Raw genomic sequence first — 9,900 nt, forward strand, 5'->3', positions numbered from 1 at the left:
GAGATGTGTAAAAGGGCCAGCCCCCGGCCGACCCGGTGAACACCGCGCCCCCGGTCGAATCCGCGCCTTCGACCGCCTCGGCGTCCACGCCGGAGTCCTCGCGTGCCGAGCGCGTCGCCGACGCCGCGCTCGCCCTGCTCGCCGAGCGCGGCATGCGCGGCCTGACGCACCGGGCGGTCGACGAGGCCGCCGGGCTGCCGCAGGGCTCGACCTCGAACGTCGCGCGGACCCGCCAGGCCCTGCTGGAACTCGCTGTGCGACGGCTGGCGGAGCGGGAGGCACGGGTCCTGGCCCTGCACGAGCTGCCCGATCCGCGCACCGGGGGGCTGGACTCCGTGGTGGACGCCCTGGCGCTGGCCACGCACCGCGCGCTGACCCGCAACCGCGAGCTGACCCTCGCCCGCTACGAACTCGCCCTGGAGGCCACGCGCCGCCCGGAGTTGCGGACCTACTTCGACGCGGCCGGCGCCCGTTTCCGCGAGCAGCTCGGCGCGCTGGTCGGGGCGCTGGGCTCGACCACGCCGGAGCGGCATGTGCTGTCCTTGGTGGCCTGGGCGGACGGGCTGATGTTCTCGTGCGTCGCCGGGACCTTCCACACGCGGGTGCCGGGTCTCGAAGAGGTGCGCGCCGGACTGCGCGAGCTGCTGGAGGGGATGACCGGCGCGGGAAAACCCGTGGTGTGACGGGCGCGGACGGGACAGGATCGGGACATGACGACGACCGAGCGCCGTGAGCCCGCCCTGAACGCCGACGAACGCACCATGCTGGAGGGCTGGCTGGACTACCACCGCCGGACGCTGGCATGGAAGTGCGAGGGCCTGACCGACGAACAGCTGCGGACCGCCTCCGCGCAGCCGTCCGACCTGACCCTGCTGGGGCTGGTGCGGCACATGGCGGAGGTGGAACGCGGCTGGTTCCGCAAGGTCCTGGCCGGGGAGGACGTCGGCTACCTCTACTGCACCGAGGAGGACAAGGACCGGGACTTCCACGTCACCGACTCCGACACCTTCGCCGAGGCCCACGCCGCCTGGCAGGCGGAGATCGAGGCCGCGCGCCGCAACGCGGCCCGCTTCGGCCTGGACGACGTGTCCCAGGGCAAGAGCCGGTTCACCGACGAGCCGTTCACTCTGCGGTGGATCTACACCCACATGATCGAGGAGTACGCCCGCCACAACGGGCACGCCGACCTGCTCCGTGAGCGCATCGACGGTGCGAAGGGCGACTGAGACCGGCCTTCCGGGCGCGGCCCGGCGTCAGCCGGGGGCGCCGCGTCCCCTCCTCACGGGGCCGGAGATCACCCGTGCGGGGCATCCTCGGCCCGTCCGCCGGTCGCCGCCCGGCCGGAGCCAGCAGAGTGGCGCGGGTGCAGCGAACGACGACCACCGCAACCCTCCTGGTCACCGCGGCCGTGGCCGTCTCGGCCCTCACCGGCTGTGTCACGGTTCCGCGGGTGCCCGAGCCCGGGCCGGCGGCGGCTTCCGCCCGGCCGCCGGGCCCACGCCCGGACGGCGGCGCCGCTCCGCCGGCCGTGCGGCAGGCACCATCCCGGCAGGAACCGCCCCGGCAGGCGCTGGAACGGACCGGCCCCTCCGCCGGCTCCGATCCGACCGCCCGTCCCGGCCACCGGCCGGCTGCCGGGGCCGACGCCGCCCCGCCCGACCGGGCGCCCCGGCACGCGGCACCGGCCCCGCACTCCCCCGACCACCGGCCGCCGCACCCGGTGCCCCGGCCGCACCGTCCGCACCGAACCCCTCACAGCGGGGCGCCTGCGGCCGCCCCTCCCGGGCCGGTTCCCGCGCCCAGGAATCCGGGCCTGTGCTCCCTCGGCAGGCAGTACGGCCACTGGCGGCCCGACAGTCCGGAGGCGAAGATCTGCGGGCAGACCTTCGGTCGCTGACCCGCCAGCCGGGTACCGCACGCCCCGGCCGGGTACGGCGCGCCCCGCGCCGTGGCCTCAGGAGCGCTGCCGGGGCGGCCCGCCCGGCTCGCCGGGGTCGCCCATCTCGCCCAGCCGCACCTCCAGCCGCTGGATCGCCGCGCGGACGCCGTCGCCGTAGCTGTCCTCGGGAAGGGTGTCCGCCGCGGCCCGGGCGCGGCGCAGATGGCTGCGGGCGGCCTCCGCACGGCCGAGTCGCGCGTAGTCCGCGGCGAGGTCCAGGTGGAGGGACGGGTAGAGGGCGCGGGCGGCGGGCGCGCCCTCGTGGCCGGCGAGCCGGTCGTCCCTCAGCTCCTCCGCGGCGGACAGCGCCCTGAGGTCCCAGGCCAGCTCGTCCGCGGGGTCGTCCTGGGTGTCGGCCATGTAGTGGGCCAGCGTGCAGCGGTGCAGCGGATCGCCGTCCTCACCGATCTCGTGCCACAGATCGAGCAACCGCAGCCGCGCCTCCTCGCGGTCCCCGGCATGGTGCAGCAGCACGCTCTGACCGATCCGCGTCAGCACGGCGTCCGACGCCGCCTGCTCCTGTCGTTCCGTCACCCGGCCTCCAGCCCTGTCCCGACCGACGCCTACGACGCTATCCGCAGCCGTGGGCGATCCAGGTCAGGCGGCCCGGGACACGACAGACACGTCCCACGCGGGCTCGGCGGCCGGCGCCCCGGGCACGCCCGGCGACGACAGCCGGCACCACCGGCAGCCGGCCCCGGCGCGCCCGCCCCCGGCCGGGCGCGCCGGGCTGTGTCTCAGCCCAGGTCCGGGATCCGCCAGTCGATCGGCTCGTGGCCCTGGCGGGCCACCGCCTCGTTGATCTGGGTGAAGGGGCGGGAGCCGAAGAACTTCTTGGCGGACAGGGGGGAGGGGTGGGCGCCCTTGACGACCGCGTGCCGGCTCTGGTCGATCAGCGGGAGCTTCTTCTGGGCGTAGTTGCCCCACAGGACGAAGACCGCGGGGTCGGGCCGGTCGGCCACCGCGCGGATCACCGCGTCGGTGAACTTCTCCCAGCCGCGTCCCTTGTGGGAGTTCGCCTCGCCGGCACGGACGGTGAGCACCGCGTTCAGCAGCAGCACGCCCTGCCGGGCCCACGGCATGAGGTAGCCGTTGTCCGGGATCGGCGTGCCCAGCTCCTCGTGCATCTCCTTGTAGATGTTGCGCAGCGACGGCGGGATCCGCACCCCGGGACGCACCGAGAAGCACAGGCCGTGGCCCTGCCCCTCGCCGTGGTACGGGTCCTGCCCGAGGATGAGCACCTTCACCTTGTCGTAGGGCGTGGCCTCCAGCGCGGCGAAGACCTCCTCGCGGGGCGGGTACACGGGACCGTTCGCCCGCTCCTTCTCGACGAACTCGGTCAGCTCCTCGAAGTAGGGCTGCTGCAGTTCGTCGCCCAGAACCCCGCGCCAGGACTCGGGCAGCATGGCGATGTCGGTCACGTCCACATCCTTCGACGGTGTGCGGTCACTTCCAGGCCACTGAACCTACAGGCGACCACTGACAACGGCCCCGCGCCCCCGGTTCGTCCGCCCGCTACCAGCTGGTCTTGCGGGACAGTTCCCACATCGTCATGATCGACGACGGGTCGAGCGCCCGCTCCCCGCCGGAGATGTCGTCGCCGGCCGCCACGTACTGCTTGCCCTGCCACAGCGGCAGCAGCCGCGCGTCGTCCATCATGATCCGCTGGGCCTGCTCGAACTGCTCGACCACGGCCGCGCGGTCGCTGACGCGGCGCGTCTCGGGCAGCAGCGCCTTGGTGATCTCGGGCGAGGGGTAGGGCGTGCCGAGGGCGTTGTGCTGCCCGACGAACGGGGCGATGAAGTTGTCGGCGTCGGGGAAGTCCGGGGACCAGCCCCGCCCGAACACCGGGTACTCCCCCTTCTGGTACCCCGCCACGTACGACTTCCAGGGCCGGCTCCGCAACGTGATCGTGAACAGGCCGGAGCCCTCCAGCTGCCGCTCGAGCTCCTGGAACTCCAGCGCGGTCTGCGAGCCGTAGCGGTCGGTGGTGTACCAGAGGGTGAGCGGGACCTTCCCGGTGATGCCGGCCTCGGCGAGGATCCGGCGCGCCTTGGGCACGCTGGGGTCGCCGAAGTGGTCGAAGAAGGCCGTGGTGTGTCCGGTCAGGCCCTTGGGGACCATGGAGTACAGCGGGTCGACGGTGTCCTTGTAGACGGTGTGCGCGAGCGCCGGACGGTCGACGACCTGGGCGACGGCCCGGCGCACGGCGGGCCGGCCCGCCCAGGGGTCCTTCGGGTTGAACACCAGGTAGTCGATGTCGGCCCCGGCGCCCTCGACGAGCTGGAGGTCCTTCGCCTCCCTGCCCTGCAGGGCGATGATGTCGTCGGCGGCCAGGCCGCGGTAGGTGACGTCGATCCGCCGGTCCCGCAGCGCCTTGACCATGCTCGCGGAGTCCTGGAAGTAGCGGATGGTCACCGCGTCGTTTCTGCGTTCGGCGTACCCCTTGTACCGGCTGTTCCTGACCAGCTCGGCCCGTCGGCCCTCCTGGTACGACTTCAGCGTGTACGGGCCGGAGCCGAAGGCCTTGTCGTCGTTGCGGACGGTGTGGGTGGAGTACTCCGCCGGGTCGACGATCGACAGGGCCGGGGTGGCGAGGACGAACGGGAAGGTGGTGTCGGGCCTGTTGAGCCGGAAGACGACCTCCCGGTCGCCGGACGTGCGCACCTCCTCCAGGCTGCCCAGCAGCCCGGCGGGACCACCGGGCGCGTCGATGGCGCGGATGCGGTCGATGGAGTACTTCACCGCGCGCGCGTCCAGCGGGTGGCCGTCGGCGAACGTCGTCCCGGCGCGCAGCTCGCAGCGGTAGACGCGGTCGGAGGCGTCGGTGAACGAACAGGCGCGCGCGGCGTCGGGCTGGGGCGTGGTCGCGCCGTTCGGGTAGGCCAGCAGCGTCTGGTAGATGTTGCGGAACAGCTCCCACGAGCCGTCCCAGGAGGCCGCCGGGTCCAGGGTGCTGGGCGCACTGGTCGTCCCGACCGTGATGGGCCTCTCGCCGTCGGAGGCGTCGTCGGACAGGACGCCGCATCCGGCCAGCAGGGACAGGGACGCGATCGCCGCCGCAGGCCGCAGGCATCGGTTCCGGTTGAACACGCGCACGCTCCTCGATCCGCCGTACCAGCACCAAGGTCGGCAGACCATACCGCGGCTTTCCGCCCGTCGATCCCGTGCCGGACAGGTCTTGATCAGCGCGTGATGGACGACGTTGTCATGCCCCGCCACGGCCTGACGGCAACGGCCCCGCCACGAGGGCGGGGCCGTTGCCGTCAAGAGGGCGGCGGGGATCCGCGTCGAACCGGTACGGACGCCGGGGACGTCGGCCCGCCCCGGCGCCCGGGTGCTCAGCCCACCCCGGCGTTGAGGAAGATGCCACCGTCCACGACGAGCGTCTGCCCGGTGATCCAGTCGGACTGCGCGGAGGTGAGGAACGCCGCCGCGCCGCCGATGTCGGAGGGCACCCCGAGCCGGCCCAGCGGGTAGGAGGCGGCCGCCTCCTCCTCCCGGCCCTCGTACAGCGCCGCGGCGAACTTGGTCTTCACCACCGCCGGCGCGATCGCGTTGACCCGCACCTTGGGCGCGAACTCGTGCGCCAGCTGCTGGGTCAGGTTGATCAGCGCCGCCTTGCTGACGCCGTACGCCGCGATGAAGGGCGAGGGGGCCAGGCCCGCGACGGAGGCGATGTTGACGATCGCGCCGCCGTTGTCCTTCTGCCAGGCGTGCCAGGTGCGCTGGGCGAAGCCGAGCGCGGAGATGACGTTGGTCTCGAAGACCTTGCGCGCCACGTTCAGGTCGAGGTCGGCGATCGGGCCGAACACCGGGTTGGTCCCGGCGTTGTTGACCAGGTAGTCGACGCGGCCGAACGCCTCCATGACGCGTGCGACGGCCTCGGCCTGGTGGGCCTCGTCGTGCGCCTTGCCGGCGACGGCGATCACCCGCTCGGAGCCGAGCCGTTCGACGGCCTCCTTCAGGGAGTCCTCGTTGCGGCCGGTGATGCACACCCGGTCGCCGCGGGCCACCAGCGCCTCGGCGACGCCGTAGCCGATGCCGCGGCTGGCGCCGGTGACGAGGGCGACCTTGCCCGAGAGCTCGGGGAGTTCCACGGAAGTCATGTACGAGTTCCTCAGTTGAGCGGTCCGCCGGCGACGTACAGCACCTGGCCGGAGACGAAGCCGGCCGCGTCGCCCGTGAAGAAGGCGATCGCGTTGGCGATGTCCTCCGGCTCGCCGACGCGCTGCACGGGGATCTGGGTGGCGGCCGCCGCCTTGAAGTCCTCGAAGCCCATGCCGACCCGCTCGGCGGTGGCCTTGGTCATCTCGGTGGCGATGAAGCCGGGGGCGACGGCGTTGGCGGTGATGCCGAACTTGCCCAGTTCCTTGGCGAGGGTCTTGGTGAAGCCCTGCAGACCGGCCTTGGCGGCCGAGTAGTTGACCTGGCCGCGGTTGCCGAGCGCCGAGGACGAGGAGAGGTTGACGATCCGGCCGAAGCCCGCGTCCACCATGTGCTTCTGGCAGGCACGGGTCATCAGGAACGAGCCGCGCAGGTGCACGTTCATGACGGTGTCCCAGTCGGACACGCTCATCTTGAACAGCAGGTTGTCGCGGAGCACGCCCGCGTTGTTGACCAGGATCGTGGGCGCGCCCAGTTCCTCGACGACGCGCGCGACGGCCGCCTCGACCTGTGCCTCGTCGGAGACGTCGGCGCCGACGGCGACGGCCCGGCCCCCGGCCGCGGTGATCTTCTCCACGGTGTCCTTGCAGGCGGACTCGTCGAGGTCGACGACGGCGACCGCGCGCCCCTCGGCGGCCAGTCGTACGGCGGTGGCGGCGCCGATGCCGCGCGCGGCACCGGTGACGACGGCTACCCGCTGCTCAGTGGTGGACATTGCTGTTTCTCCTCGCCCTAGAGACAACCCGGTCCGGTCCCGTGAGAGAACCCGGTCTGATGTGCGGTGAGCGACCGCTTAGTACCTTCAGCAGACGTGACGCTAGAAGCCCCGGCACCCGGTGTCAACGGGACACCGGGACGATGTGATCCATTACCTCACCAGGAGCCGCAGCAACCGCTCCGTCTCGGCGTCCGGGTCGGCGGTCAGACCGGTGTGCACCGGGCCGGGCTGCAGAACCGTCGAGCGGGGCGCGACGAGCCAGCGGAAACGCCGCCCGGCGTCGTCGCCGCCCGCCGGCCCGGCCGCCTCACCGCCGGCGCACACCCCCTCCACGGCACGCAGCGCGGCCCGCACCCCCGCGACGTCCGCCGCGGGATCGAGGGCGAGCAGCCGCGCCTCGTCGAGGTGGGTGCGGGCGCCGACGTAGGAGCGGGCACGGCAGTAGACGATCACGCCCGCGTTGATGCACTCGCCGCGCTCCACCCGGGGCACGACGCGCAGCAGGGCGTACTCGAAGACGTCCCGCCCGCCGCCCTGGCCGGCCCGGGTGATGTGGCGTTCGCCCGCCTGGCGGCCGCCGAGAATCGGGTGGTCGCTCACTTGGCCCCCTCGATGCCGGTGATGCGCTCGTGGACGACGGCGGCGCGCGCCAGCAGCGGGCGCGCGTAGGCCCGCCGCACGTCGTCCGGTGTGTCGAAGCCGGGCTCGCCGCTCAGCCAGGCGTCGGGGATCTCGGCCGTCACCTCCGCGAGCAGGTCCTCGGTGACCTGCGGCGCGAGCTCGGCCGCGGCGGCCGCGACGTCCGGGGCGAAGGGCGCCAGGGCGTGGTCGGAGGCGTCGTACGGGCGGGCGGCGGACGCCTCGGCGCCCGGCCAGTTGTGGTGCCAGATCATGGTCGCGCCGTGGTCGATCAGCCACAGCTCGCCGCGCCACCTGAGCAGGTTGGGGTTGCGCCAGGAGCGGTCCACGTTGTTCACCAGCGCGTCGAACCAGAGGATCCGCCCGGCCTCCTCCGCCTCCACCGGGAAGGCGAGCGGGTCGAAGCCGAGCGCGCCGGAGAGAAAGTCCATCCCGAGGTTGGTTCCGCCGCTGGACCTGAGCAACTCCTGTACCTGCTCGTCGGGTTCGCCGACCCCGAGCACCGGGTCGAGGCCGATCGTCACCAGGCGCGGCACGCGCAGGCCCAGCCGGCGGGCCAGTTCGCCGCACACCACCTCGGCGACCAGCGTCTTGCGGCCCTGCCCGGCGCCGGTGAACTTCAGCACGTACGTCCCGAAGTCGTCCGCCTCGACGAGCCCCGGCAGCGAGCCGCCCTCACGCAACGGCGTGATGAAGCGGGTCGCGTTGACTTCCTTCAGCATCGCCCCAGGTTACTGGGGTCTCGGCGCGGTCCGGGCGCTCGCCTGAACGCTCGGCGGCCCGCGGCCGTACCCCTGGGCGCACCGGATACGGCACACGCCTTGCGAAGGGAACGTCGGGATGTCCGTCGGATCGACCAGCGCATCGAGCGCATCACCTCAGCCTCAGGGGTCACCGGCCCGCCGCAGCGTCGTGGCGGCGGGTGCCGTGGGCCTCGCCGCCGCACTGGCCGCGTGCGGCTCGGACGAGACGGCCTCGTCCGGTTCGGCCACCACCCGCAACGGCAGCGGGACGAGCGGCGGCTCCGACGGAGCCGGCGCGGCGGCCGGATCGGGCGGTGCCGGCGCCGCGGCCGGCTCCTCCGGTGCCGTGCTGGCGCGGACCGCCGACATCCCTGAGGGCGGCGGCAAGATCTTCGCCGAGCACGGGGTGGTGGTCACCCAGCCCACGAAGGGGCAGTTCAAGGCGTTCTCGTCGACCTGCACCCACCAGGGCTGCGCCGTGACCGGGATCACCGGCGGCATGATCACCTGCCCGTGCCACCACAGCGCGTTCTCCACGGCCGACGGCAGCGTGCGCAAAGGCCCGGCGACCCGGCCGCTGCCCGCCCGGACCATCTCCGTGTCGGGGGACGAGATCAAGCTCGCCTGAGGCGTCGAGCCCGAGGCGTCGAGCCAGGCCGCGGCGGGACACGCGCACGGGCCTCCCGCCGTCGTCAGCCGATCCGCTCCCCCGCCACCCGCAACGCCTCGACGGCGGCGCGGATCGAGGGCCGGCGATCGGCGTCGGCACGCCAGATCGCGTAGATGTGCCGCCGTACCGCCTCCCGCACCGGAACGGTCCGCACCCCGGCGGGCAGCGGCCCCCGTCCGAGCCGGGGCGCGACGCACACCCCGAGGCCCGCGCCGACCAGAGCCAGTTGGGTGGCGTGTTCCTCGGCGCGGTGGGCGATGCGCGGCTCGACGCCCTGGGAGCGCAGGGTGTCCAGCAGCCACTCGTGGCAGAACTCGGCGTCGCCCCAGGTGATCCAGTCGTCGTCGGCGAAGTCCTCCAGCTCGACCTCGGCGCGGTCCGCGAGCGGGTGCGTGGCGGGCAGGGCCACGTCGGCGGGGTCGTCGAGGATCGCGGCACGGCTGAGCCCTTCGGGCACGGGCAGCGGCTTGTTGTACCAGTCGAGGACGACGGCCAGGTCGACGTCGCCGCGCAGCACGGCGCGCACGGCGGGCGCGGGTTCGACCTCGGTGGAGGTGACCCGCAGGTCCGGGTGCCGGTCGCGCAGATGGCCCAGCGCCGCCGGGAAGAGGCCGCGCGCGGCGGTCGGGAACGCGCCGAGCCGCAGCTCGCCGACCACCTTGCCGCGCTGGGCCTCCAGGTCGGACTGGGCGAGTGCCACCTGCGACAGGATCCGGGCGGCGTGCTCGGCGAGCAGCCGGCCGGCGTCCGTGAGCCGCACCCCGCGGCCGTTCCTGGCCAGGAGCTGCTGGCCCACCTCGCGTTCCAGCTTGGCCATCTGCTGGGAGACGGCCGACGTGGTCACGTGCAGGCCGTCGGCGGCCGCGCTCACCGAGCCGTGCCGGGCGAGGGCGTCGAGGGTGCGCAGGCGCTCCAGGTTCAACATGTAAGCGATGCTACGAGATACCGCGCGTGTTTTCTCGATTGTGCTACGAGGTGCAGGTCGGGCATCGTACGAGCATGAGCGCCACGACCGTCTCCGAAC

Annotated in this window: 11 protein-coding genes; 3 read left to right on the forward strand and 8 right to left on the reverse strand. The window is 73.3% G+C overall.

Annotated features, from left to right (window positions below; all coding sequences use genetic code 11):
- The first annotated feature begins 35 nt into the window (after window positions 1–35).
- Both GV126_RS02760 and GV126_RS02765 read left to right on the forward strand, forming a co-directional pair.
- Window positions 36–683 (forward strand): TetR/AcrR family transcriptional regulator, encoded by a 648-nt coding sequence (locus GV126_RS02760; RefSeq protein WP_159662364.1) that lies wholly within the window; start codon window positions 36–38, stop codon window positions 681–683.
- Between the two features lie 27 nt (window positions 684–710).
- Window positions 711–1,226 carry a DinB family protein gene (locus GV126_RS02765; RefSeq protein ID WP_159662365.1) on the forward strand — a complete coding sequence of 172 codons (516 nt, stop codon included), beginning with the start codon at window positions 711–713 and terminating at the stop codon, window positions 1,224–1,226.
- A 728-nt stretch (window positions 1,227–1,954) separates the two neighbouring features.
- On the opposite strand, the gene GV126_RS02770 is transcribed toward GV126_RS02765, so the two are convergent.
- From GV126_RS02770 to GV126_RS02800, 7 genes are all read right to left on the reverse strand, one after another.
- Window positions 1,955–2,473, reverse strand: coding sequence for a hypothetical protein (locus GV126_RS02770; RefSeq protein ID WP_159662366.1), 519 nt, complete (start codon window positions 2,471–2,473; stop codon window positions 1,955–1,957).
- Window positions 2,474–2,676: 203 nt separating this feature from the next.
- Window positions 2,677–3,360, reverse strand: a complete 684-nt coding sequence (ung, locus tag GV126_RS02775) for a uracil-DNA glycosylase (RefSeq protein WP_159662367.1) — start codon at window positions 3,358–3,360, stop codon at window positions 2,677–2,679.
- Window positions 3,361–3,454: 94 nt separating this feature from the next.
- Window positions 3,455–5,032, reverse strand: coding sequence for an ABC transporter substrate-binding protein (locus tag GV126_RS02780; RefSeq protein ID WP_185946814.1), 1,578 nt, complete (start codon window positions 5,030–5,032; stop codon window positions 3,455–3,457).
- A gap of 248 nt (window positions 5,033–5,280) precedes the next feature.
- A complete protein-coding gene (locus GV126_RS02785; protein ID WP_159662369.1) occupies window positions 5,281–6,048 on the reverse strand; it encodes an SDR family oxidoreductase in 768 nt (255 codons plus the stop codon).
- Between the two features lie 11 nt (window positions 6,049–6,059).
- Complete coding sequence (gene fabG, locus GV126_RS02790) at window positions 6,060–6,821, reverse strand: 3-oxoacyl-ACP reductase FabG (RefSeq protein WP_159662370.1); 762 nt, start codon at window positions 6,819–6,821, stop codon at window positions 6,060–6,062.
- 153 nt (window positions 6,822–6,974) lie between these two features.
- On the reverse strand, window positions 6,975–7,409 hold the full coding sequence (locus GV126_RS02795) for a DUF3037 domain-containing protein (protein ID WP_236570225.1): 435 nt from the start codon (window positions 7,407–7,409) through the stop codon (window positions 6,975–6,977).
- 11 nt (window positions 7,410–7,420) lie between these two features.
- Window positions 7,421–8,185, reverse strand: coding sequence for a HipA family kinase (locus tag GV126_RS02800; protein WP_159662372.1), 765 nt, complete (start codon window positions 8,183–8,185; stop codon window positions 7,421–7,423).
- 118 nt (window positions 8,186–8,303) lie between these two features.
- Between GV126_RS02800 and GV126_RS02805 the strand changes: the two genes are divergently transcribed.
- Complete coding sequence (locus GV126_RS02805; protein WP_159662373.1) at window positions 8,304–8,834, forward strand: Rieske (2Fe-2S) protein; 531 nt, start codon at window positions 8,304–8,306, stop codon at window positions 8,832–8,834.
- A gap of 64 nt (window positions 8,835–8,898) precedes the next feature.
- Here the strand turns inward: GV126_RS02805 and GV126_RS02810 are convergent, their stop codons facing one another.
- A complete protein-coding gene (locus GV126_RS02810; RefSeq protein WP_159662374.1) occupies window positions 8,899–9,801 on the reverse strand; it encodes a LysR family transcriptional regulator in 903 nt (300 codons plus the stop codon).
- Window positions 9,802–9,900 lie beyond the last annotated feature (99 nt).

Origin of the sequence: Streptomyces mexicanus (genome assembly GCF_902506575.1) — a bacterium.
Taxonomy (GTDB): domain Bacteria; phylum Actinomycetota; class Actinomycetes; order Streptomycetales; family Streptomycetaceae; genus Streptomyces; species Streptomyces mexicanus.